The following is a 26105-nucleotide window of genomic DNA, read 5'->3' as shown; positions in this document are numbered from 1 at the left end:
GATGATTGATGGAGAGATGTAAATTGAAACCTATTCTTACAATTTTTACACCTACATTTAACCGTGCTTACACGCTGCATTTATGTTATGAAAGTTTAAAGCGACAGACAAGTAAGGATTTTGTTTGGTTAATTATTGATGATGGATCTACAGATGATACAAGAGAGTTAATAGAAAATTGGATTTCCCAAGGCAGTATCTCAATTCAGTATCATTATCAAGAGAATCAGGGAATGCACGGGGCACATAATACTGCTTACGAATTAATTGATACGGAACTTAATGTTTGTATTGATTCGGATGATTATATGGCGGATGATGCCGTTGAAAATATCACTCGTTTTTGGAAGGAGTATGGAAGTAATGATTACGCTGGTATAATAGGATTAGACGCTAATCCAAATGGAAAAGTTATTGGAACGATGATGCCGGAACATGTGAAGGAATCTAAACTGACAGATTTGCATGCGAAATATAAAGTCACAGGTGATAAAAAGTTAGTTTATCGATCAGAGTTAACACGAAAAACCCCACCATATCCAATATTCTCGGGCGAAAAGTACTGTCCTCTAAGTTATAAATATATTCTTATTGATCAAGAGCATCCGTTACTCATCATGAATAAAGTTCTTTGTCATGTTGAGTATCTAGCAGATGGATCTAGCATGAACATTATTAAGCAATATAGAAAGAATCCCCAAGGGTTCTCATTCTTTAGAAAAGTTGCTATGAAATATGCTCCTACATTAAAAGAAAAATTTCGAGAATCTATACATTATGTATCTAGCAACTTGATGATCAAAAACTATAAATTTCTCATTGAGTCCCCATGTAAATTTATTACTTTGGTGGCTACACCTTTTGGGATTATGCTTCATTTTTATATTCAAAAGACAAGTAAAGCTACTGTTTTGAAAAATAAATAGTAGGTCTTTAATTAACTATGTATTTTATTGTCACATGTATTTAGATTGTAAGAGAAATATAGGACTGACAGGCTATATTATTGAATTATTTGGTTAAAGAATAGCAAAGAGTTTTATATTTACAATCTGTAATATGAAAGGAATTTAAAAATGTTTATACTTTGGGTTACGCTGGCTTTAGTTTATATTCTTTCTTTTTTAGCAAGATATTTTTCTACTCCTGTAATAATGGGACCACACATTGTTCAATCAAAGCCCAATAAGCTGTTAGTATTTTTGACAATAGTTATTCTTGTAATGGTGTCTGGTCTCCGTAATAATATCGGGGATACTTTTTTTTATATGTATTCTTATAAAAAAGATACGTTTGATTGGGAACATATAAAAGAAGGAAAAGATATGGGTTTTAATGTGCTTCAGATGATTTTAAAACAGTTCTCTAATGACCCTCAAATATTGATTTTTGTAACGGCACTGATAACAAATGTGCTTATTGTATTGGTTTTATATAAATATACAAGAATGTTTGAATTAAGTTTATATGTATATATAACAGGTGGAATGTATTTAATATCAATGAATGGGATAAGGCAATTTCTTGCAGCAGCAATTATTTTTGCTGCAACAAAATATATATTTGAAGGTAACTGGAAAAAGTATATTTTAATTATTCTATTTGCATCAACAATACATCAAACTGCACTTATCCTTATTCCAATATATTTTATGATTAGGAGAAAAGCATGGTCATGGGAAACGTATGTAACTCTTTTTTGCTCTGTATTCATAGTTATAGGGTTTAATCAATTTTTAGATACGTTATTCTCAGTCATAGGAGATAGTCAGTATGGAGATTACAAGAACTTTTCTGAGGGCGGAGCAAATATACTTAGAGTTGGAGTTAATATTCCTCCAATTATTATTGCTTACATTGGAAGAGAGAAACTTAGGGAAATATTTCCTAAAAGTGACTATGTAGTAAATATGTCTATATTAGGACTTGTATTCATGATAATTTCAACACAAAATTGGATTTTTGCAAGATTTTCTATATATTTTGGATTATACCAATTAATTTTAATTTCATGGATTATAAAATTATTTACTGATAAAGACCAAAAACTAGTTTATTATGCAATATTAGTATTTTATTTTATTTTCTATGCATACGAGAATGTAATAACATTAAACATTATTTATAAAAGTAATTTTTTAAATTTCTAAGTTTTTTAAGGTGAAATATGTTAATGACTAGTTGATCAATGAAATATGGAAATTTAGGTGTATAGGTATATTATTCTATATAGTTTAGAAAGGGGATACTGAGTTGGCATTTACAGAAAAGATTCCACGCATCATTCACTATTGTTGGTTTGGTAAAGGAGAAAAACCTATAATAGTAAAAAAATGTATAGATAGCTGGAAAGAGAATTTAGCTGGTTATGAAATAATTGAGTGGAATGAAGATAATTTTGATATAAATTGTAATTTATATGTCAAGGAAGCCTATGAACACAAAAAATTTGCATTTGTAAGTGATTATGTAAGAGTATACGCTCTTTATAAATTTGGAGGAATTTACTTAGATACGGATGTGGAGGTATTCAAATCTTTTGATGATATGCTACATCATGATTCATTTTGGGGATTTGAACAAGAGAACTATATAGCTACAAGTACAATAGGAGCGACTAAAGGAAATGTGTTAATAAGAATGTTTCTAGATTCATACGAAGTAAAAAGTTTTATTAAAGAGGATGGAAAGTATGACAGTTTAACCAATGTGGCCATTATAAGCGAGATACTAAAAAATAAAGGATTACAGTTGAATGGAGAATATCAAGAAATAAGTGGGATAGGAGCCTTCTATCCTCAAACATATTTTTCTCCATATGATTATATTAACTGTAGAAAATTTATTACTCCAAATACATATGCAATGCATCATTTTTATAAAAGTTGGTTACCACCTAAAGCAAGATTGAAGAGTGGTTTAAAACTGTTAGCATCTAAGGTTATAGGTGGAGAAAATATAGCGCGGATAAGAAAATTTGTTACAAAAAATTAGGAGGCATATATGAAGGATATACTGGTGGCCTCATTTGATATGGAAGTTGGAGGAGTAGAAAGAAGCCTTATAAGTATGCTTGAGGGTTTTGATTACAAAAAATACGCTGTTGATTTAATGCTGTATAGACATCAAGGGGATTTTATGGAATTAGTTTGTAACAAGGTAAATTTATTAGAAGAAGTTCCACAATACACCACCTTTAGGAAGTCAATCGGAGAAACTTTAAAGGATAAAGAGTATGGCATTGGATTTTCTAGAATTTTATCTAAGATAAATACTCGTTTTGCAGGAAAAGCTAAAGGAATAGTAGAGACGGGATATTATCAAATGCAATTAATGTGGAAATATGCTATTCCATTTTTACCTAAACTAGATAAAGAGTATGATGTTGCAATTAGTTATTTGTGGCCGCATTATTTTGTAGCAGATAAGGTCAAGGCTAAGAAAAAAATAGCATGGATTCATACAGATTATTCTACAATTGAGACAGATATAGAGATGGATTTAAAAGTATGGAATAAATTTGATTGTATTGTAGCTGTATCAGAGGCATGCAAAAATTCATTTTTAAAAAAATATAGTGCATTAAAAAATAAGGTTATAGTAATGGAAAATATAACCTCCCCGCAGTTTATTAGAGACATGGCGAATGAAGAAATAGATACCCCTATGCTTCTTGATAACCGTTTTAAAGTTATAACTGTGGCTAGACTATCTCATGCAAAAGGAATCGATAATGCTGTTAGGGCTTTAAGGATATTGAAAGATAAAGGCTATGAGAATATAGCCTGGTATGTAGTTGGATATGGTGGAGACGAAACAATGATTAAAAATCTAATAAGGGATTTGAAATTAGAAAATAGCTTTGTGTTGCTAGGAAAGCAAATTAATCCATATCCATATATAAAAGAAGCTGATTTATATGTCCAACCATCTAGATATGAGGGAAAAGCTGTTACAGTAGGAGAGGCTCAGATACTTGCAAAACCAGTCCTAATTACAAATTATACAACCGCAAACAGTCAAGTGAAAAATGGGGTTGACGGATATATTACGGAATTATCCGTTGAAGGAATAGCAGATGGAATAGAAAAATTGTATAAGGATGCTACCGTAAGAAAGCAGTTAGCTAACAATTGTAGTAATACTGATTATAGTAATAAGTATGAATTAAATAAGTTGTATGAAATTATAGAGGCTTAAAAGTTTATTAAGTGTATTGGTACAACTACAAAAATTTTTAAAAATGAAAGTATAAGGGATTCAAAGCAAAGGGGTGATTTGCCCATGAATAGAAATGTCAGTGTAATTATACCGGTTTATAATGCTGGTAAATATATTACTCGGTGTATAGAATCACTGTTAAATCAGGTGCTTCATAACTGCGAATTTATCTTTATTAATGATGGTTCAACGGACAATAGCGTAGAGATTATTGAAAAGTATAGGGCACTAGATGACAGGATTATACTTATAAATCAAAAAAATCAAGGTGTGAGTATTGCAAGGAATCAAGGACTTCTTATAGCTAATGGTGAATATATTGGATTTGTTGATGCTGATGATTATGTAGAAGCGGATATGTATGAAACTCTGTATAATTCAGCAAAACAAAGCAATTGTGATGTAGTTATATCAAATTTAAGAAGTGAGATTGAAGGGCATAAGGTAACAATTGAATATCCATTTCCAACTAATATCGTTCTAAAAAAAGAATATATAAATAAAGAGATACTACCCTATTTTCTTAAAAGCGATAATTTAAATACTGCTGTAAACAAAATTTATAAAAATAGCATAATAACGAAAAATAATGTGAAGTTTCCAGAGAAGGTCGCATTAGGAGAAGATGGAATGTTTAATATTCAATTTTTTAGCAATGCAACTAATATGGAATATATAGATTATACGGGATATTATTATAGGGATGTAGCGGGTAGCGCAACTCGGGATATCTCAAAAAAAGATTATTTCAAGCGAGCTGTGGAAGTATATAATATGGAACTACCGAAAATTTACATCGAAAAGGTCGATAAGGCAAAGATACGTGAATTGAAATCAAGAAAGTTTATAAATAGTGTAATTTCCTACGTATATATTTATTTTGAACCGTCTAAGGAAATACGGTTTAGTGAGAGATATGAATACATAAAAAATATGATATGCAATAAATATGTTAGAGAGGCATTGCCGCTATATTGTGAAGTAACTTATAGCAAGCTTGGTAGATATGAGAAATTTTTAATAAATATGATTAAAAGAAAATCTACTGTGGGGTTATACTTCGCAGTCTCTTACAGCAGGCTTAGAAATAAATAAAACTGGAGGAATTTAGTGTGAAGTTTATGATGTTTGCCCATGGGGGCAGTTTGAATAGAGGGTGCGAAGCGATAGTTCGAGCTTCTACAAATATTATAAAAGAAAAAATAGATGGGGCAAAAGTATGTTTGGCATCAGATAGACCTGAAACAGATAAGGTAATCAATAAGTTAGATTATATATATGATGGTTCTAGCCGCAGTCTGAAAAAATATTCATATGATTGGTTATTGTCCTCAGTTAAAGTAAAACTCTTTAACGATGAGTCTTATGCATTAGGGAAAATTCATCATAACATAATAAAGCATATAAAAAGTTCCGATGTATGTTTATCTATCGGAGGGGATAATTATTGCTATGGAGAGCAACCTGGGTGGTATGAGATTGATAGAAGAGTAAAAATGCAGGGGAAAAAGCTAGTACTATGGGGATGTTCTATAGGAGAAGAGGATATGTCTGAAAGAAAGTTGGAAGATCTAAAGCTCTTTGATTTAATATTAGCACGCGAAAGCCTTACCTATAATATGTTAATAAAACAAGGATTAAATAATGTTCAATTGTGTGCTGATGCTGCGTTTACAATGGAAAAAGAAGAATTGGAGTTGCCTAATGGATGGCAGGAAGGAAATACAATGGGTCTTAATTTTAGCCCGCTTGTATGGAATAGAAATGAGAATTCTCAAGTCGCGGTAAGAGAGTTAATTAATCATATATTAAATACTACAGATATGACGATTGCTCTTACACCTCACGTTATTGAAGATGGGAACAATGATTACGAAGTTCTCTACAAATATTACCAAGAATTTAAGGACACAGGCAGAGTGATTCTGTTACCAGATAACTTAAATGCAATACAGTATAAGGGGTATATAGCTAGAATGCGTTTCTTTATAGGAGCTCGAACGCATGCAACTATAGCTGCTTACTCTAGTTTTATTCCGACTATGGTATTGGGATATAGTGTAAAGTCCAAAGGGATATCTAAAGATATATTTGGGGAAGAAAAATTAGTTTTAGATATAGAGGAGATATCTGATAGTAATAAATTAAAAGCAAGATTTGATGAGATGGTACGGGAGGAAGAGGAAATAAGGCAAAAGCTACGACAATCTATACCTAATGTAAAGAAAATGTCCTACAAAGCAGTAGAGTATTTGAAAGAATTGTCTAATTAATTTGGGGTATATTATGAAAAAAAAACTACTATTTGTTATGCCTAGTTTATCTACTGGTGGTGGAGAGAAAAGCTTGATAAATCTACTATCACAAATAGATTACAGTTTATATGATGTAGATTTATTTTTGTTTAGTAAAACAGGAACATTCATGAATTCAATACCAAGAGAGGTAAATATATTAGATTTGCCAAGTGATTATAAAATATTTGCATCGAGCCTTAAAAATTCAATAATGGGCTTTTTAAAGAATGGGCAAATTAAATTGGTATATTCAAGATTAATGTTCACCATCAAGAATAGATTGATAAAGAATGCTGCTATTTCAGAACAGTATACATGGGAATATCAAAGTAAGTCATTTGAAGTTTTAAGGAAAGAGTACGATGTAGCGATTGGTTATCTTGAGAAGTCTTCAATATATTTTGTAGTTGATAAAGTGAATGCGAAAAAAAAGGCCGGATGGATACATACAAACTACTCGAATTCAGGTATGGATCGTCAGTTTGATAATCCATATTTTGAACAACTAGATAATCTAATAACGGTTTCGGAAGAGTGTGCAAAATCGTTACAAGAAAATTTTCCACAACTAAAAAATAAAGTTACGATTATATATAATATAGTAGCTCCTAGCATTATATACGATTTATCTAAAGAAGATATAGAAGATGACAGTTTGTTTGATAGACATTATACCAATATTATTACTGTCGCCAGATTAAGTCATGAAAAGGGTTTAGATTTAGCGGTGAAATCTTGCAAGTTACTTCTTGAAAAAGGATACAAGATAAAGTGGTACGTATTAGGGGATGGAAATGAAAAAGATGCATTAGAACGTTTAATAGAAGATCATCATCTATCAAACCATTTTACAATTTTGGGGGTTCGAGAAAATCCCTATCCTTATATACGAAAAGCAGATATATATGTGCAACCATCTAGGTATGAAGGTAAGTCTATAGCAATTGATGAAGCAAAAATATTGCATAAACCGATAGTGGTGACCAACTTTGAAACTGCAAAAGATCAAATGAATCATGGAATAAACGGAATTATTGCTGAGATGTCTGAAGAAGGAATAGCAACTGAAATTGAAAGGCTTATCAAAGATATAGAATTAAGGGAAAGAATCGTAAATAATTTATCTACAGAAAAGTTAGGAACCGAAAAAGAAATAAATAAGCTCTACGGAATTCTTTAAAAGGTGATTATTATGAAAAAAGACGTATTATTTGTTATCAATAATTTGAACTGCGGTGGGGCTGAAAAGTCATTAATCTCTCTGTTGAATACGATGGATTACTCTCGCTATAATGTGGATTTATTTTTATTTAAGCATGAAGGTTTATTCCTTAATAAAATCCCTAAACAAGTGAATGTATTGGAAGAACCTTCTGAGTATCAGTTGTTTGATATGCCGATAAAAGCAGCTATCATGAAATGCTTGCGACAAGGAAGACTAGATATAGCCTTATCAAGGGTTTGTGCAGGTTACATATTTAAAAGTGAAAAAAACAAAGCCCGTTGTGAACAGAGAGTATGGCGATATCTATCAAAATCTTTACAGAATATAAGTAAAAAGTATGATGTAGCGATTGGGTACTTAGAAAAAAACCCAGTTTACTTTTGTATAGACAAAGTAAATGCGAATAAGAAAATTGGTTTTATACACACTGATTATGACAAATTAGGAATGGATCCTAGCATTGATATGGGTTATTTTCGTTCATTGGATCATATAGTGACGGTGTCTGAGGAATGTGCCAATGTTTTAAAACAAAGATTTTCTATATATAACGACAAAATAGGTGTTATTCATAACATCGTATCTCCAAGTACGATAAATAAAATGTCACAGGAAAAGGTAGATCTAGAGCGTAAAGGGGTAAAGCTTGTTTCTGTAGGAAGGTTAAGTCATGAAAAGGGATTTGATTTGGCTATAGAAGCATGTAAGAATCTGGTTGGAGATGGATATGAAATAAAGTGGTATATCATTGGAGAAGGGGAAGGGCGAGGTAAGTTAGAAAAAATGATAGAAGAAAATCAACTTCAAGATCATTTTTTACTGTTAGGACTGAAAGAAAATCCCTATCCGTATATAAGAGAAGCAGATATATATGTACAACCATCCAGGTTCGAAGGAAAATCTATCGCAATAGACGAAGCAAAAATACTGCATAAACCAATAGTGTTAACAAATTTCAGTACAGCTAAAGACCAAATTAAAAATGAAGAAAATGGGCTGATTATAGACATGGATGCTCACTCACTTTCGGAGGGAATTAAGAAATTAATACATAATGAAGAATTAAGAAATAAGTTAATAAAGAACTTATCAGATGAAGAGCTAGGAACCGAGTCGGAGATAAAAAAATTATATACATTATTTAAGTAGTATAGAAAGGACATAATTATATGGTTATACAGGCAGCGTGCTTTGTGTTACTTGCCGTAATTGCAATTATTGTAGTGATTGATTTCATTCCTATAGGAAAGAATTGGTTGGGAAGAATAAAAATAGGAAGATATACGGATAAAAGCTTATGGAATCAGTCAATCACTCATATAGGTGTTAAGTGGCTAAATAAAACACCAAAGATTAAGGTAACTGATAACACAAGATTAATAGCAATTGATATGTTGAAAGGAAATTATACGAAAAGCGCTATACAGCATTGGCAAGAAGCATCTTTAATATTAGGGTTGTCTGAATACCTGAAATATAATGATGACAGAGCAGTAAAACATGAAATCACAAAGTTTTTGAACTCCAAATTTGATTCTAACGGTCAGTGGGTACACAAACCTCAGTATGTAGATGGAGCAATACTTGCTTATGCTATTATGAAGCTGGATTTTGAGGAGATAGATAAATATAAAAAAGCTTTGGATGCTACCTGGGAAATGATACAAGAGCATATAGGTGAGGATGGTACGATAGAATATAGAAAGTTTATGAAGGGGTATCGATACGTAGATACTATTGGTTTCATATGTCCATTCTTAGTGACTTACGGCATTAGGTATAACAAAAGTGAGTGTATAGATTTGGCTGTAAAGCAGATTAAAGAATATGAAACATATGGAATGTTAAACTTAAGTCATATACCATGTCATGCTTATAGATTAGAAGATAAAGTTCCCCTAGGTTTATATGGCTGGGGAAGAGGTCTTGGATGGTTTGCTATAGGTCTTATAGATACCTGGAATGAATTACCAGAAAACAACGGCTATAAACCTGTATTAGAAGAAAGTGTACGTGAATTTGCAAAAGCTACGATGAAATTTCAACAACAAGGCAATTGGAATTGGACTGTAACCAGGAACGAATGCGGACCAGATTCCTCCGCTACATCCACACTGGGGTGGTTTATGTTGAATGCAGCAAAGATAGAAGATATTTCAAAGGAATGTTTGGAAAGTGCAGATAAAGCTATCGGTTATTTGATGGGAGTGACAAGAAGAAACGGAGCGGTCGACTTCTCTCAAGGTGATACGAAGGATATAGGTGTATATTCTAAGTTATTCGAGATATTGCCATTCACACAAGGGTTTTGTATTAGATTAATTAATTTACGTAATAATTATAAAATTTAGTCATCCTTATAAGGATGACTAAATTTTAATAGTCAGATTAATAAATTTATTTTAGAACAGAGGGAAGAATTATGACGAGACGTTATAAAGAATTGGATTCCCTTCGGGGTATTGCTGCAATCATTGTTCTATTAGGACACTTCTTAGCATTATTTCCGATATTAGGTAAAAAGGTAATGTATTCAACATTTGGAGCCTATTTTTCTATATTATGGCAAGGTCATTCGGCTGTTATTATATTTTTTGTGTTAAGTGGATTTGTTCTATCCTTGCCTTTTTATAAAGGGACGGAATTTAATTATTTAAAGTATCTTATTAAAAGAGTTTGTAGGATTTACATTCCTTATATTGTGATTCTTTTTATTGCAATAGGAATTAAATTGGGGATTCATTCTAAAATTGGTACCATTCCTGGTTTGGTACAATGGGGTTCATGGAACATAGAAGTTTCTTTTAATAGAGTAATGGATCATATTTTATTCTTGAGAGAATTTAATTCTGATGCGTTTATTATGGTGATTTGGTCATTAGTTCACGAGATGCGAATTTCCATAGTGTTTCCTTTAATTATTTTTCTTTTACTTAGAGTAAACTGGAAAGTAAGTATTGGGATAGCGATGTTTTTATCAGTTATTGGTTATTTATTAATGAAGAACATTCCAAGCGAATTTAATATGCCAGTATCCACCAATTACTTTATCACATTACATTATAGCTCAATGTTTATTATTGGTGCACTACTAGCCAAAAACAGAGAATATTTAGTGAGTAAAATTATTAATTCAAAAGTAAAATATATATTATTGCCTTTAGGTCTTTTATTTTTTAGCTATCCACGTATCCCATTTATGTTACTTTCCAAACTAATTGGTGAAATTGATTATGATTTGTATCTTATTATCATCGATTGGTATATATGTTTTGGTGCAGTTTTAATTATTCTATCCGCTCTAAGTTCAAAACTATTTTCTAAATTATTACTGATTAAACCAGTACAATTTATAGGGGAAATATCATATAGTCTTTATTTAGTACATCCAATTGTTCTATTAACAACAGTTCATATTTTCTATGGAAAGATACCAGTGCCTTTAATTTTATTAATTTCTTTCTTATTTACTATGGTTGTGTCGGTCTTATGCTATAAATTTATTGAAATTCCATCAATAAAAATAGGCCGGAAACTTGCCACTAAAAATTCTAGAGGCGATGTTTCGTTGAGAAAAAAGGCTAGTTGAAAAATTGGAAAATAATAAGAATAAATATTATGTAAGATGTGAATAGAGGGATAAGAGTAATTTTCTTAAGAAAAAGAGGAAAGATAATCTAATGCTCTATCGAGAAAAGTATTAGAAAGGAGCTTGGTATGGTGCAAATAAAAATAAAAAGTATGTTAGTTTTTATTTGGAATAAATGGATCGATATCAAAATTCAGAGTTTGAATCGATTAACTATCATAAAAGATCGATTCACGAAGTGCTTTTTCAAGCCCCCTAGAATTCAATCTATAGATGAAACTTTAAAAAAAATTATTCATGATAAAGCTTCCGTAGCCAGGTATGGTGATGGTGAATTTAAATTAATTCATAATCTAGATATAACATTTCAACGGGCTGATCATTTGTTATCAAAAAGATTAAAAGAAATATTGCTAAGTGAAGATGAGAAGTTCTTAGTTTGTTTGCCGGATGTTTTTCAAGATTTATCAAAATATGCAGATGAACCAAAGGATTATTGGAGTCTTCATACTGCAAAATATAGATTAAAGTGGTATAAAGACTTGAAGAAGGGAAAAGTATATTATAATTCCTTTATATCGAGATTCTATTATCCCTTTCGAGATAAGTCAAAATGTAAAGAATGGTTTATATTATTAAAATTAATATGGAAAGATAGGGATATAGTTTTAATAGAGGGTAGTAAGAGTAGATTAGGTATTGGAAATGATCTGTTTGAAAATGCTAAATCAATTGAAAGGATTTTAGTACCAGAGGAGCACGCATTCTTACATTACAATAACATCTTAACAGCAGCAAAAAAAAATAATAAATCTAAATTGATTCTATTAGCAATAGGGCCTACTGCTACTATATTAGCATATGATTTGTATAAAGAGGGATATCAAGCAATTGATATAGGGCATGTGGATATTGAATACGAATGGTTTTTAAGACAAGCAAAAACTAAAATCAAAATTGAAAATAAGTACGTATGTGAAGCGGGTGCTGGACAAAATGTGGGCGATATTCAAGATGAGAAATATTTAAGTGAAATTAAAGCTGTAATAAGATAGGCATGAGGGTTTAACTTATGTAAGTAATGTAGAGGTGAAAGGATTGCATGAATTAATAAGTGTTATTGTTCCCATATATAATGTGGAAAAATGGTTAGCTAGATGTATTGAAAGTGTTTTAAAACAGCCTTTCGTCAATATTGAATTAGTTCTAGTCAATGATGGTTCAACAGATAAATGTGGTGAAATATGTGAAGAATATTTAGAAAAGGATAATAGAATTAAAGTAATCTATAAAGAAAATGGAGGAGTGAGTAGCGCAAGGAATGCAGGGATCGAGGCTGCTACAGGGAAGTATATAGTGTTTATAGATCCCGATGATGAGGTAAGCGAAAACTATTTTACTAGGTTATATGGTATTGCGGAAGATAAAAAGTGTGATGCTGTAATATGCGGATACAAAACTGTTCCAAATAATAATAGTATTATTCCTAACTTCAAATTAGATACTGTTATGAACGGGAGAGATTTTGTACTGAGCTCTCCAAATGTTCATTCCAAGAATGATCTATGCTTTGCATGGAGGTATATATACAATTTAAGCATTATAAAAGAAGAAAACATCAGATTTAATGAACAAGTGTTTATTGGAGAAGATGTTATTTTTAATTTAGAGTTTTTATTGCACTCACAAAGGGTATGTGCAGTCTCAGAAGTTCTTTATTTTTATACTATTAATAATCCAAATAGCTTAATGAGGGTTCCGTATAAACCAAATTTAGAGAACAGTTTAGTTTTACAATATCAAATGAGAAGACAACTTTCACAAGAATTTGGTTTACTACACGATAAGCAATTTAAAAAAGATATGGCTAATTATTATATAAATCACATATATAGACTCTTGATTAATAATTTAAAAAGCGCCCCTAATGTGGATGTTAATAATGCTTTTCGTAGAATAGTGAATTATGAAATGTTCTCAGATAGTGTAAAAGGAATTGGTTTTTCATATCGATGCAATAACTTTAAGGAGTATATATATTATTTAGCAATAAAGTTTAAAGTGTATCCTTTAATAGTTGCAGCATATAAAAGAGAAATCAGGTAATGCTCGTGGGTTGAAAGTGATTTCATACTTTCTGAAGTGGGAGGAAAAATGAGAGTTAAAAATTCAATAATTAATATATCAGCCGGTATAGGTAGTCAAGTTATTATTACGTTACTAAGTTTTGCTTCCAGAACCATATTTATTACTTATTTAGGTGTTGAGTATCTGGGGGTAAATGGATTATTTACTAATATATTAGGAATGTTATCTTTAGCTGAAGCAGGAATAGGATCTGCTATCATATATAATCTATATAAACCAGTGGCAGAAAATAATCAGGATAGAATCAATATGCTTATGAATTTTTATAGAAAGGCATATATGGCAATAGCTTTAATAGTATTGTTACTAGGATTACTTTTGTTACCTTTTCTTGGATATATCGCTAAAGATGCAAAGGTAGACAATATTCATTTTATTTATATTATATTTTTAATTAATACAGCTTCATCTTATCTATTTTCTTATAAAACCTCATTTTTAAATGTTTGTCAAAAGGGATATATTGTTACAGGGATTTATTCTATCTCATCTATTATATCTACTTGCATTAAAATAGGAATTTTATACTTTACGCATAGTTATATTTTATATCTAATAATCGATATTATTATAACAATCAGTACCTCTGCGTTCTTGGCTATATTGGTAGATAAGATGTACCCATTTTTAAAAAATAAAGCAGCAAGCAAATTAGATAGTGAAACCAAAAGTAATATTGTTAAAAATGTAAAGGCTTTAGTGCTACATAATATAGGTGGATATATTGTCTTTGGTACTGATAACATGTTAATTGCGTCTTTTGTCAGTGTTACAGCTGTTGGATTGTATTCAAATTATTATATGTTAATTAACATTTGTAGAACCTTTATAAATCAAATATTTGATAATATTAATCATAGTGTAGGGAATTTGGTGGCAAAAGAAAGCGATGAAAAAATTTATAGTATATTTAAGATTACTATGCTTTGTAATTTTTGGATATACTCATTTTTTTCCATATTTTTATATATTATAATGCAACCCTTTATTACTTTATGGATTGGTTCGAAATTTATTATGGATATAAGTGTGTTAATTATATTAATGATGAATTTTTATGTATCAGGAATGAGACGCTCTATATCTATGGTCAAAACAACATCAGGGATTTTTCATGAAGATAGGTATGCGCCCTTTTTAGAGGCTGCCGTGAATCTGGTGGCTTCTATTGTCTTGGTGCAATATATGGGCATAACAGGTGTTTTTATTGGAACACTTATAAGTACACTAGTGGTTCCATTTTGGATTGCTCCTTATTTAGTATATAAGAAAGTATTCCGTAAACCGGTTAGGGATTATTTTTTAAAATATACTTACTATGTGATGATAGGGCTAGGAGCTTGTGTTATCACAAGTTTAATATGTGGTCTTATTCCGTATAATGGATTACTAGAATTAATATTAAGAGGGATGATTTGTTTAATAATTCCAAATACTATTTATGTATTTGTTTTTTATAAGACAGATGAATTTAAGTATTTATTTGGAGTTGTTAAAAGTATAATGGGAAACCTGAGGGTGAAAATTCAGTCAAACAAAAAGGGCACTTTTTAATTTGAAATCTACATTTCTATAATCCTGTTACTAACCCAATCCATCGAGCACCAGCGCCTAATGAATTGACACAAAATTATAATGCTTTAAAGTAAGAGCAAGTAAATAAAAGGAAAATATTAAGAATCTTTTAGAAATGAAACACCACTATGTTCTGTTGAATATGGTGGTGTTCTTATTACTGAGTATTTTAATTAAATATTTTGCATGACATGTCCCTAAATAAAAAAGTAAATCAATTCGTTATTTTTCAACTATGAATGGGGCTGCTTTTTATGAAGATAGAAGTTTTAGGCAGTTATAGAGTAGAGGTTAATACATAAACCAAATTAGGAGTATGATTATATATGAAAAGACTTTTCGATTTGTTCGTTTCTTTGTCATTATTGGTGTTTCTTTTACCTCTTATTATAATAGTGGCTGTTTTAGTTAGAATTAAGTTGGGTTCCCCTATCATATTTAAGCAGCAACGCCCGGGATTGCATGGTGTCCCTTTTTTTCTTTATAAGTTTAGAACTATGACTGACGAGAAGGATAGTGAGGGGAATGTGTTGCCCGATGATGTAAGGTTTACCCGTTTCGGAGGGTTTCTGAGAAAATATAGTTTAGATGAATGGCCACAGTTGTTTAATGTTATAAAAGGGGACTTAAGTTTGGTAGGTCCAAGACCATTATTGATGGAGTATTTGGAACTATACACAGAAGAGCAGGCCAAGCGACATAATGTCAGACCAGGGATTACGGGATGGGCCCAAGTAAATGGCAGAAACGCGATTTCTTGGGAGGAAAAATTTGATTTTGATGTATGGTATGCAAAAAAACGGACTTTTTGGCTTGATATGAAAATTTTGTTGTTAACGGCAAAGAAAGTATTTAAGTCAGAAGGAATCAATCAGGTTGGGCATGTAACTGTGGAAAAATTTAATGGGACAAAGAATTCTTGAGGAGGTGAGATGGATGCGAATAATTATGATTGGGGCAGGTGGTCATAGTAAAGTAATCCGAGATATTATCCTATCGTATGGAAATTATGAAATCATTGCGCAATTAGATGATGTGTATAAAGAGTTAAAAATTGAGGATGGTGTTTATTTTGGACCTATTTCTGCAGCTGTAAAGTTAATGGATGAGCATGTAGATACAAAGTTCGTGATAGCTATAGGGAATAACAGAACAAGAAAGATAATTATGGAGCAGTTAGAGATTCCCAGTCATCGCTATGCGACGCTTATACATAAACAATCTATTGTTAGTTTAAGTGCAAAGATTGGAGCTGGTACGGTTATTATGCCAGGTGCAATTGTTAATGCAGATGTTGGAATTGGGAATCACGTTATTGTCAATTCAGGCGCTATTATTGAACATGATAATAAGGTAAATGATTTTGCACATATTTCCCCCAATGCAGTGCTTACAGGATCCGTTACTGTAGGAACAGGAGTACATATAGGAGCAGGAGTTAATGTGATTCCAAATATTACAATTGGCGATTGGTCCGTTATCGGTGCCGGAGCAACAGTGATCCGTGACATTGTAGCGAATTGTAAGGCAGTTGGTATTCCAGCTAGAGTAATAAACAAAGAATTATAGGAGAGTGTTTAAAGTGGTATACTCACAGGAAAAAACAAGAATCTATCTCTCCGCTCCACATATGAGCGGTAATGAACAAAAATATATAGGGGAAGCATTTGATATGAATTGGATTGCTCCACTTGGTCCAAATGTAGATGCGTTTGAAAGTGAACTTTCATCCCATGTTGGAGTTCTTGATGCGGCTGCAGTTAGTTCAGGAACCTCTGCTATCCATTTGGCACTTCGCTTACTGGATGTAAAAGATGGAGATACGGTGTTTTGTTCAAGCCTTACTTTTATAGCGAGCGCAAATCCAATTTTATATTTAGGGGCTAAACCAGTATTTATTGATTCTGAGCTTGAAACGTGGAATATGTCGCCACAAGCTTTAGAACGTGCATTACGTGATGCAAATGAGAAAGGAGTACTTCCGAAAGCTGTCATTGTTGTGAATCTATATGGACAAAGCGCTAAAATGGATGAGATTCTTTCGTTATGTAATACATATAATGTTCCAGTAGTAGAAGATGCAGCGGAATCACTTGGTTCTTCCTACAAAGGTAAAGCGAGTGGGACATTCGGGAAATTCGGTGTTTATTCATTCAATGGCAATAAAATCATTACAACCTCAGGTGGAGGTATGCTTGTTTCGGATGATGTCGAAGCATTGAGAAAAGCAAGATTTTTAGCTACTCAAGCAAGAGATCCGGCTCCACACTACCAACATAGTGAGGTTGGATATAATTATCGTATGAGTAATATTTTAGCAGGTGTAGGTAGAGCACAGCTGCAGGTCTTACAAGAGAGAGTACATGCAAGAAGACGAATATTCGATAGATATTATCAAGAATTATCTCATATTCCAGGGATACAGTTTATGCCTGAGTTAGAGGATACTTATTCAAACCGGTGGCTTACAGTTCTTACTGTAGATGAAGAAAAAACAGGAGTACCGATTCAGGCATTACTGAAACAACTGGAAAATGAAAACATTGAGGCGCGTCCTGTTTGGAAGCCTCTTCATATGCAACCTTTATTTGAAGATGTAATGTATTATCCGCATAGTGAGGATGTTTCTAGAAAATTATTTGAAACAGGCGTATGCCTTCCGTCTGGATCAGGTATGACAGAAAAAAATCAGACAAGAGTTATTACATGTATTAAGAATATATTGATGGTAAGTGCTGGCATGTAAAGATAAAAAATAGAAACAGCTTTAATTAAGAAAGGTGTTAATGAACTAGGAGGATTTAATATCTTATTTAGTGCTGTTTTTGTGAAATCTCATTTTACTAAAAAAAATTTTCTTTGAATGAAAGTCACGGCAATCCCTATAAAGAGTGAAATAGTAAGCGTACATAATCTTATGGTAAATGCGGATGGTATTTTTTATTAGTGGTAAACGCATATTATATCATCCCCTTTGTGAAAATGGTATAAATATAAAAAGGTTATTCTCCTGTTTCGATTAAAGAAGCAGGAGAATAAAGTAATAGAGAACATAACACGTGAAAAATCAACTTTAATTAGTGGGTTAATAATAAATTATATAAAATATCATAGCACAGAAATTTTAAAAATATAAAAAGATGAAAATTCTCCTGTTTATTTGTAAGATATAACGTTTATCCTGCTATTTATGAGTATTAAGAGCACTACCTTAAGATTTTAGGGAAACTAAGAAAATAGATGGAATGTTCGTAAAAGCTCGATTGGTGAGATTAATAGTCGGTAGGGATGTAAAGCCTCCTACCGATTAAAGTTTTACTGTATTACTTGTTCTTACAGTTACTAAAAAAGATACATAAATATTCGTTTTATTGAGTATATAGATACTTGACAATGCAATAGTGAAATGGTAATCTGAGTTTATATTCTTTATAAAGAATATAAACGTTTTATTGATATATTAAATTCAGTGATTTTTATTTATATAAAATTCAGATGGTAATATTTTGATTCGAATTAAGAAAATCACACCTTTGTTCTTTTTTTGAGAAAATTAAAATGCGAGGGTTTACAATAGGATAGGTAGCTTGAAAGCTTGAATACTTCAACTGAAAAAAGATTTAAGGCTATAAAATTGGGTTTTAAAATCTGTTATGCGTAAATGAGGTAGTTTGAGGAAAGGGTTTTCTGGTATATTAATAACATTTTTTTGATATATCTAGTAATTTGCTTATCCATCGGGTTTTCCCTTAATTGTCTCGTAGTGGGAGGAAAAAATGAGTGCAATAACCGGAATTTACCATTTAAATGGAGAACCGATACCGCCTGAACATAGGATTGGAATCATGAAAGATTTATCTCGTTATCCAGGTGACAATACCGATATATGGCACAAGGAAAATATTTTTTTTGGCTCCCATGCAAAATGGATAACATCTGAATCTATTAATGAACAATTACCTTACTATGATTATGAAACACAGTTGGTTATAACTGCTGATGCTATTATTGATAATCGCAATGAATTATTCGATAGATTGCAAGTAGACAAGGTACATAGAAGAGAGATGCCTGATAGTAAGTTGATTTTACTCGCTTATCAAAAGTGGGGAGAGCATGTACCAAAGTATCTAATTGGTGATTTTGCTTTTATGATTTGGGATGAGAGAAAGCAATTGCTTTTTGGTGCACGTGATTTTTCAGGAAGTCGGACTTTTTACTTTTACCGCAATCAAAATCAATTTGCTTTTTGTACTAGCATACAGCCGCTGTTTTCTTTACCGTACGTCGGGAAGGAATTGAATGAGCAATGGTTAGCTGAATATTTAGCGATACCTAATATGCTTGATACAATAGATGCATTTTCAACAGTGCATAAAAATATAGAGCAAGTCCCGCCTTCTCATACTATCTCCGTAGTTAAGGGAAGAGTTAGTATTGCGAAATATGACACGTTATTTGTAGAGGAGCAGTTGCAACTCAAATCAAATGAAGATTATGAAGAGGCGTTCAGGGACGTATTTGAAAGCGCAGTAACATCAAGGTTACGTACTCATCGTAATGTTGGTTCTCATTTAAGTGGGGGATTAGATTCAGGAGCTGTTGCTAGCTTTGCCGCGAGAGCCCTGCAAAAAGAGAACAAAAAATTATATACATTCAGCTCAGTACCTGCGGAAGGGTTTACTGATTGGACTCGTGGTCATACGATTGCTGATGAAAAGCCATTTATTCAAACTACAGTACAACATGTAGGGAATATTAAAGGGAATTATTTGAATTTTCCGGGAGAAAATTCTTTCTCAGAAATTGATGATTGGCTTGAGATTATGGAGATGCCATATAAATTTTTCGAAAATTCCGTCTGGGTGAAAGGAATTTATGAAAAAGCCCAACAACAAGGGATTGGGGTGCTCTTAAATGGAGCGAGAGGAAATTTCACAATCTCTTGGGGGCCAGCTTTAGATTATTATGCGATTTTACTTAAAAAGTTCAGCTGGTTGCAGCTTTATCGTGAAATTGATTTGTATGGTAAGAACGTTGGGGTCAAAAAATCGAGAATACTGAAAGTTATAGGGGAGAAAGCATTTCCATCGATAAAAAACATGTTTTCCTCGGAACAGCAATACGAACTGCCAACGTTAGTTAGTCCAGAACTTGCAAAACGTACTGATGTATTTAGAAAGCTTGAAGAACATGGTGTGAAAGTAACAGGGGCTTCTATCCCAAATATATATGAAATAAGGCAGAAACATTTTGAACAGCTAAACTTGTGGAATACAACGGGTACAAGTGGAACAAAGCTCTCCTTGCGTTATGGTTTACAAGGGCATGATCCAACGAATGACTTACGGGTAATTCGATTCTGTTTATCGTTACCACTCGAACAATTTGTTCAAAATGGCTTAAATCGTGCACTTGTCCGGAGGTCCACAAAAGGATTTCTTCCTGACAAAGTAAGATTAAATCAGCGTGTGCGGGGAATACAGGCAGCTGATGTGGTTCATCGCATGATTCCTTCATGGAAAATGTTTATCGAGGAACTTCAGCAGCTTAGTAAAGACCCAGTGGCCTCTAACTTTTTTAATATGGAGATTATTAAGAGCGCGATTTTGAAAATTCAAGGAGAACCACGAGTAGAATACGTGTTTGATCCAGATTTTAGAATTTTGATGCGTAGTCTTATTGTCTATCGATTTATCAAAAAATATATTTGAAAGGGGGTGAAATTATGAAACAAGAATGGCAATCACCAGTATTAGAAGTACTTGATATCAACATGACAATGGCTGGACCTGGAAAGAGACTTGTTGACCAAGTTTTTGAAGATGAGGATGAGCAAGGCGCTCTTCACCACAGCTAATGCACTAATATTTAAATAAGATTTATATGCTTTACAGCCCTTATATAGTTTAATTACGGTATAAGGGTTTTTTTAATCAATTTTTCAACTATTTGGAGTGAGAAAGATGATACATACTGTAAAGAAAGAGATTTACAAAGCCTTCGGATTAGCCCTATTAAGTGAGATTCCCCTGCCGGAATTGCCTCAAGTAAGTAATTACGAAAATGAAGTAGACGTAAAAATAGAAACTGCAGATTTGTCCCAATTATGGGGAGAGTTATCTTCTCCGAAGTCAGTGTTTGTAGTTGAAGAAGAATTAATTATGTTTCAAATCCCCGAAACTGCTACGTTTTGTATTCAAAATGGAGAAAAAATCATTGTTTCACCTATGAAAGGGTCTGATCAAGATAAGATTCGGCTTTATATTCTTGGGACTTGTATGGGGGCATTGTTGATGCAGAGAAAAATACTCCCTCTGCATGGAAGTGTAATAGCCATCAATGGAAAGGCGTATGCTTTTGTAGGAAGATCAGGAGCTGGAAAATCAACTCTTGCATCAGCCCTTTTAAGCAAAGGTTATAAGCTTTTGAGCGATGATGTAATTGCTGTGTCTCTTTCTGAGGATAATACTCCTTTTGTTACACCATCTTACCCGCAACAAAAGTTATGGAAAGAGAGTCTTGATCAGTTTGGAATGGAGACAGCGCATTATCAGCCATTATTTGAAAGGGAAACTAAATATGCTGTCCCCGTTACAGCTAACTTTTTCGAGGAACCATTACCATTGGCAGGTGTATTCGAGTTAGTGAAAGTAGAAAATGGGGATGTTGAACTTCAGCAGATTGAAGGACTGGAGAGACTACGCACATTGCTACGTCATACATATAGGAATTCATTAATCCCACGATTGGGGATGATGGAATGGCATTTTATGCATTCAACAAATATCGTAAACAAAATAGATATGTTTCAATTGAGACGTCCTATTTCAAAGTTTACGGCACATGATTTAGTATCCAAAATTCTAGAGTCTTTAAAAGAGGAGGAAAAATAATGAGTAGTAAACAAACAATTTCATTACACAGTTTTGTTGTACAAGGTCAGGAAAATGTAGTGAGCGATATGGATGGGGAGAAAGTGATGATGAGCATCCATAATGGGAAATACTATAACTTAGGAGGTATAGGTGGTGAAATTTGGAGTTTAATTAATGAATTAATATCTGTCAATCAAGTGATCGATATATTATTGTCTCGATATATGATTGAAGAGGCAGAATGTAAGGAACAAGTACTCTCTTTCTTAAATCATTTGTATGCAGAAGGGTTAATCTCGGTTGATGAAAAACTTTGATTTTTAATTGAACGTTCCAGATTTAATAGATTAGGAGTAGAATCGATGAATATCATAAATAAAGCCAAAGCTTTCTTGTCGTTCGATATGGGAACAAAATTATTACTTATAGAAGCTTTCTTTTATTTAGGCTGGGCTCGTATTCTTAAAAGTATACCGTTTTCTAAAGCTGCTCCTATATTAGGAATTCATATGGCAGAAACGTCTTTAAGCTATGATGAATCGGAAAAGATTACGTTAAGGAAAATTTCTCAAGCAGTGCATATGATGAGCCGTTATACATTTTGGGAAAGCCAGTGTCTCGTTAAAGCTATCGCTGCAATGAAAATGTTGGAGAAGCGTCAAATTGAAAGTACCCTTTACTTAGGGACCGCGAAAGATGAGACGGGAAATATGATTGCCCATGCGTGGTTACGTAGCGGGCCCTTTTATATTACTGGCGTAGAAGAAATGAAGAGATTTACCGTTGTTGGTAAATTTGCAAAAAGGATAGGGTAAAAAAATCTTGAAGGAGAATGAGATGTATACCGGTTGTAATCTTGATTTGAGTCATTTACCTAAAGAACTAAAATTGTTACTTGAAATTATAAAGAAGGAAGATAAAGAGATACAAGAAATCCCGGGAGACTGGTTCATAAATATTGATTGGAACAAATTTTTGAAACTGGCGCTGCATCATCGCATGTACGCGTTCATTTACCCAAAAATGAAATCTATTGATAAACAGTTAGTTCCATCAAATGTTGTGCAAGTATTAAGTACATATTTTAAAAGGAATACATTCCATATGCTTCATTTAAGTGGAGAAATGGGAAAAGTGAGTAAATTATTTGCTGAAAACCAACTTCAGCTTCTATTTTTGAAGGGTCCTATTCTTGGCGCAGACCTATATGGAGATGTTTCCCTTCGAACATCAGGGGATCTGGATGCCCTTGTTCCTATAGATGATCTTGGAAAAGTGAACGAATTACTTGTAAAGAATGGTTATGTCAAAGAGGATGATTTTCCGACGGTTATGAATGAATGGAAGTGGAGACGCCACCATACAACTTACATGCATCCGATAAGTAAGGTGAAATTGGAGATTCATTGGCGACTACACCCAGGGCCGGGAAAGGAACCACACTTCGATGAGCTATGGGGGCGAAAGAGGACGAGTCCTGTCACAAATTATCCTGTCTATTTTTTAGGTAGAGAGGATTTGTTTATGTTTCTTGTGACTCATGGAACTAGGCATGGTTGGTCCAGGCTTCGATGGTTAACGGACATTGACCGTATGGTAAGGCAAGAAATAGATTGGGAAGAACTCACTGTTATGTTGGAAAGATATGGATGTAAACGACTGGTAGGTCAGGCGCTTATTTTATCTTCTGAGCTTTTAGATACTCTTATAATAGCGGGAGAGGCAAAAGTATTAATGTCAGGGAGAAAGGTAACGCAATTAGCGCAGCTTGCTATATATTACTTGGAAAATATGATTAACTTGCATACAGATCCTGTCCCAGAAGAAGTTTCAAAATATCATGAGAGATATTTATATTTGTTAAAGACAAGCTCTCAAAAGCTACTGTTTCATCTTAGTTGGTTGTATCCTTATCCTCAGGATGTGGAAACTTTACCACTGCCAAAACAACTGCATGTTTTATATTTCCCTTTGCGGCCGGTTTTATGGATTTGGAGGGAAATGAGGTACCGTAAGGAGAAGTGAAAATGAGAAATATTTTATATTTTACAAAGCGGTTATACTCTTTTACTGGAAACATTCTCATTGTTAATCTCATGGGAATGGTATTGGTCAGTCTTGTAGAGGGAATCGGCATTTTATTATTAATTCCTATGATAAGTATTAGCGGTATTGCGAAGATGAATGAACAGACAAGTCCTCTTTCAGGGGTTCTTGGATTCCTAGGTGAGATTCCAACTACTTTAGGATTACCACTTGTATTAGGAATATATATTATATTGGTCGTGGGACAAGCGCTTTTGCAAAGGAATATAACAGTTCGTAATGCGAAAATCCAGATACGTTTTATTAATCATTTGAGATTGGAAACTTATCGTGGATTGTTGCAGGCCAACTGGAGTTTCTTTGTGAAAAAGAGAAAATCAGATCTTATCAATTCTTTGACAACGGAATTAGGGCGTGTTAGCGCAGGCACTAATTTATTTTTACAGTTGCTCACTTCTTTAATGTTTACATTTATACAGATTGGTTTCGCTTTTTGGTTAGCGGCAGATATAACAATTTTTGTACTATGTTGCGCTGTGGTACTTGCCTTTCTTTCACGAAGATTTATTAAAAAATCAAAAAGATTAGGTGGTCGAACCTCAGAGAATTCAAAAGCGTATCTTGCAGGTATAACTGATCATTTTAATGGAATTAAGGATATTAAGAGCAATACACTAGAACGATCTCGTTATATGTGGTTACGTAATTGGGCAGAAGATGTGGAACGTGAACAGTTTGCATATATTAAGGTGAGAAATAATTCTCAACTCTTTTATAAAATTGCATCAGCTGTTTTCATTGCTATTCTTATCTTTCTATCTGTTCAGCTGTTTCAGACGAAAACGGAGCAATTATTATTAATTATTCTTATATTTTCTCGTTTGTGGCCACGATTTGCAGGTATACAATCAAACATGGAACAAATTGCAGCGAATCTTCCCGCTTTTAAAGATTTGCTGCAATTACAGGAAGAGTGTAAGAAAAGTATAGAATTGCAAGATATAGAGCAGAATTATGATTGTATAAATCCTATGCAGATAGAACAATCTATTGAGTGTCAAAATATCTCTTTCCGCTACAATAAAGAAAATGCTGTGTACTCACTTAAAGATATTAATTTGCGTATTCCTGCAAATTGTATGACAGCTATCTCAGGGCGTTCCGGTGCTGGAAAGAGTACATTAATTGATATCATAATGGGACTTATGCAGCCGGAGAGCGGTCAGTTATTAATAGATAACAAACCGTTGACAAGTAAGGACCTATTATCATTGAGGAAATCTATTAGCTATGTTCCTCAAGATCCATTTCTATTCAATGCCAGTATAAGAGACAATTTGAGAATGGTTGAACCAAATGCAAGTGAGGAGCAGCTTTGGGAAGCTTTGGAATTTTCTGCTTCCGCTGAGTTTGTTAGCAGGCTCTCGCAAGGATTGGATACACTGATTGGCGATAGGGGAGTCAAACTTTCAGGAGGAGAACGACAACGTCTTGTTCTGGCTAGAGCGATACTTCGAAAGCCTTCTATTTTAGTGTTAGATGAGGCAACAAGTGCGTTAGATGCTGAAAATGAAGCGAAAATACAAGAAGCATTGGAAAGATTGAAAGGGAGCATGACAATTATTGTCATTGCACATAGACTATCTACTATACGTAAAGCTGACCAAGTAATTGTAATGGATCAAGGACAAATTATTCAACACGGTAGTTTCGCACAACTGGCAAAAGATGAAAGTGGTTTGTTTAGTAGCCTACTTGGACAACAGGCCAAAGTTAATATTTAAATATGACTTGTTATAATTGTTTTTTATAAATTTAAGGAATACACTGCCTTTATTTCTTTCGGGCCGGTAACACAATTTGATTATTTATGGTTTGGGGGATAATTGGTATTTGTGTACTGGTTTTTTTATGGAAATATGAGCTTAATTTAATTGCGTGACCAGTAAAAAAATTAGAAATACTTTTGTGACTTATTAATATACCATCTATATACATGTATAAATATTCGTGTTATAATTTAACATGGAACCTGATTTTATTTATACCATATAACAAAAAGCAGCGAGACCCCTCGTTTTTAGGACTAGAGGTCTCGCTGCTTTTTGTATATAAAGGTTTATTAG

At 33.0% G+C, this 26105-nt stretch carries 23 protein-coding genes; all 23 read left to right on the top strand.

The window, feature by feature from the left end:
• Positions 1–23 precede the first annotated feature (23 nt).
• The 23 genes from AC1DKZ_RS15260 to AC1DKZ_RS15150 all read left to right on the top strand — a co-directional run bounded on the left by AC1DKZ_RS15260 (position 24) and on the right by AC1DKZ_RS15150 (position 25763).
• Positions 24–926, top strand: coding sequence for a glycosyltransferase family A protein (locus AC1DKZ_RS15260; RefSeq protein WP_002184567.1), 903 nt, complete (start codon positions 24–26; stop codon positions 924–926).
• Positions 927–1076: 150 nt separating this feature from the next.
• Entirely contained in the window at positions 1077–2150 is a 1074-nt protein-coding gene (locus AC1DKZ_RS15255; RefSeq protein WP_002184568.1) for an EpsG family protein, read from the top strand.
• A gap of 103 nt (positions 2151–2253) precedes the next feature.
• Positions 2254–2994 (top strand): glycosyltransferase family 32 protein, encoded by a 741-nt coding sequence (locus tag AC1DKZ_RS15250; protein ID WP_002184569.1) that lies wholly within the window; start codon positions 2254–2256, stop codon positions 2992–2994.
• A 9-nt stretch (positions 2995–3003) separates the two neighbouring features.
• Positions 3004–4200, top strand: coding sequence for a glycosyltransferase (locus AC1DKZ_RS15245; protein WP_044439486.1), 1197 nt, complete (start codon positions 3004–3006; stop codon positions 4198–4200).
• A gap of 84 nt (positions 4201–4284) precedes the next feature.
• Positions 4285–5316, top strand: a complete 1032-nt coding sequence (locus AC1DKZ_RS15240; protein ID WP_002184571.1) for a glycosyltransferase — start codon at positions 4285–4287, stop codon at positions 5314–5316.
• 17 nt (positions 5317–5333) lie between these two features.
• Positions 5334–6494, top strand: a complete 1161-nt coding sequence (locus AC1DKZ_RS15235) for a polysaccharide pyruvyl transferase family protein (RefSeq protein ID WP_002184572.1) — start codon at positions 5334–5336, stop codon at positions 6492–6494.
• A gap of 13 nt (positions 6495–6507) precedes the next feature.
• Positions 6508–7698, top strand: coding sequence for a glycosyltransferase (locus AC1DKZ_RS15230; RefSeq protein ID WP_033734336.1), 1191 nt, complete (start codon positions 6508–6510; stop codon positions 7696–7698).
• Between the two features lie 12 nt (positions 7699–7710).
• Positions 7711–8892, top strand: a complete 1182-nt coding sequence (locus AC1DKZ_RS15225) for a glycosyltransferase (protein WP_002184575.1) — start codon at positions 7711–7713, stop codon at positions 8890–8892.
• A 20-nt stretch (positions 8893–8912) separates the two neighbouring features.
• Positions 8913–10094 carry a glycoside hydrolase family 88 protein gene (locus AC1DKZ_RS15220; RefSeq protein WP_476996548.1) on the top strand — a complete coding sequence of 394 codons (1182 nt, stop codon included), beginning with the start codon at positions 8913–8915 and terminating at the stop codon, positions 10092–10094.
• 71 nt (positions 10095–10165) lie between these two features.
• Complete coding sequence (locus tag AC1DKZ_RS15215; RefSeq protein WP_476996547.1) at positions 10166–11332, top strand: acyltransferase family protein; 1167 nt, start codon at positions 10166–10168, stop codon at positions 11330–11332.
• Positions 11333–11460: 128 nt separating this feature from the next.
• The gene (locus AC1DKZ_RS15210; RefSeq protein WP_002184581.1) at positions 11461–12387 is read left to right on the top strand and encodes an SP_1767 family glycosyltransferase; all 927 of its coding nucleotides are present in this window, start codon (positions 11461–11463) and stop codon (positions 12385–12387) included.
• A gap of 43 nt (positions 12388–12430) precedes the next feature.
• Positions 12431–13438, top strand: a complete 1008-nt coding sequence (locus AC1DKZ_RS15205; RefSeq protein ID WP_033734338.1) for a glycosyltransferase — start codon at positions 12431–12433, stop codon at positions 13436–13438.
• A gap of 48 nt (positions 13439–13486) precedes the next feature.
• Positions 13487–15034 (top strand): lipopolysaccharide biosynthesis protein, encoded by a 1548-nt coding sequence (locus AC1DKZ_RS15200; protein ID WP_002184583.1) that lies wholly within the window; start codon positions 13487–13489, stop codon positions 15032–15034.
• 347 nt (positions 15035–15381) lie between these two features.
• Positions 15382–15978 carry a sugar transferase gene (locus AC1DKZ_RS15195; protein ID WP_002184584.1) on the top strand — a complete coding sequence of 199 codons (597 nt, stop codon included), beginning with the start codon at positions 15382–15384 and terminating at the stop codon, positions 15976–15978.
• A gap of 13 nt (positions 15979–15991) precedes the next feature.
• A complete protein-coding gene (locus AC1DKZ_RS15190) occupies positions 15992–16624 on the top strand; it encodes an acetyltransferase (protein WP_002184585.1) in 633 nt (210 codons plus the stop codon).
• A 13-nt stretch (positions 16625–16637) separates the two neighbouring features.
• Positions 16638–17801: a DegT/DnrJ/EryC1/StrS family aminotransferase gene (locus AC1DKZ_RS15185; RefSeq protein ID WP_476996546.1), complete on the top strand. Its 1164-nt coding sequence runs from the start codon at positions 16638–16640 to the stop codon at positions 17799–17801.
• Positions 17802–18831: 1030 nt separating this feature from the next.
• The gene (locus tag AC1DKZ_RS15180; protein WP_002184588.1) at positions 18832–20769 is read left to right on the top strand and encodes a lasso peptide isopeptide bond-forming cyclase; all 1938 of its coding nucleotides are present in this window, start codon (positions 18832–18834) and stop codon (positions 20767–20769) included.
• A 14-nt stretch (positions 20770–20783) separates the two neighbouring features.
• On the top strand, positions 20784–20915 hold the full coding sequence (locus AC1DKZ_RS15175) for a paeninodin family lasso peptide (protein WP_000808480.1): 132 nt from the start codon (positions 20784–20786) through the stop codon (positions 20913–20915).
• A gap of 106 nt (positions 20916–21021) precedes the next feature.
• Positions 21022–21951, top strand: coding sequence for an aldolase (locus AC1DKZ_RS15170; protein WP_002184589.1), 930 nt, complete (start codon positions 21022–21024; stop codon positions 21949–21951).
• Complete coding sequence (locus AC1DKZ_RS15165; protein ID WP_000095761.1) at positions 21951–22250, top strand: lasso peptide biosynthesis PqqD family chaperone; 300 nt, start codon at positions 21951–21953, stop codon at positions 22248–22250. The genes AC1DKZ_RS15170 and AC1DKZ_RS15165 overlap by 1 nt, the downstream gene beginning before the upstream one ends.
• A 45-nt stretch (positions 22251–22295) precedes the next feature.
• A complete protein-coding gene (locus tag AC1DKZ_RS15160; RefSeq protein ID WP_001021513.1) occupies positions 22296–22748 on the top strand; it encodes a lasso peptide biosynthesis B2 protein in 453 nt (150 codons plus the stop codon).
• Positions 22749–22770: 22 nt separating this feature from the next.
• Positions 22771–23958: a nucleotidyltransferase domain-containing protein gene (locus AC1DKZ_RS15155; RefSeq protein WP_476996545.1), complete on the top strand. Its 1188-nt coding sequence runs from the start codon at positions 22771–22773 to the stop codon at positions 23956–23958.
• 2 nt (positions 23959–23960) lie between these two features.
• A complete protein-coding gene (locus AC1DKZ_RS15150) occupies positions 23961–25763 on the top strand; it encodes an ABC transporter ATP-binding protein (protein ID WP_002184591.1) in 1803 nt (600 codons plus the stop codon).
• Positions 25764–26105 lie beyond the last annotated feature (342 nt).

The organism is Bacillus sp. 05T21 (assembly GCF_056396785.1).
The sequence above is the reverse complement of the archived record's forward strand: the minus strand, read 5'-3'. Positions and strand labels throughout refer to the sequence as shown.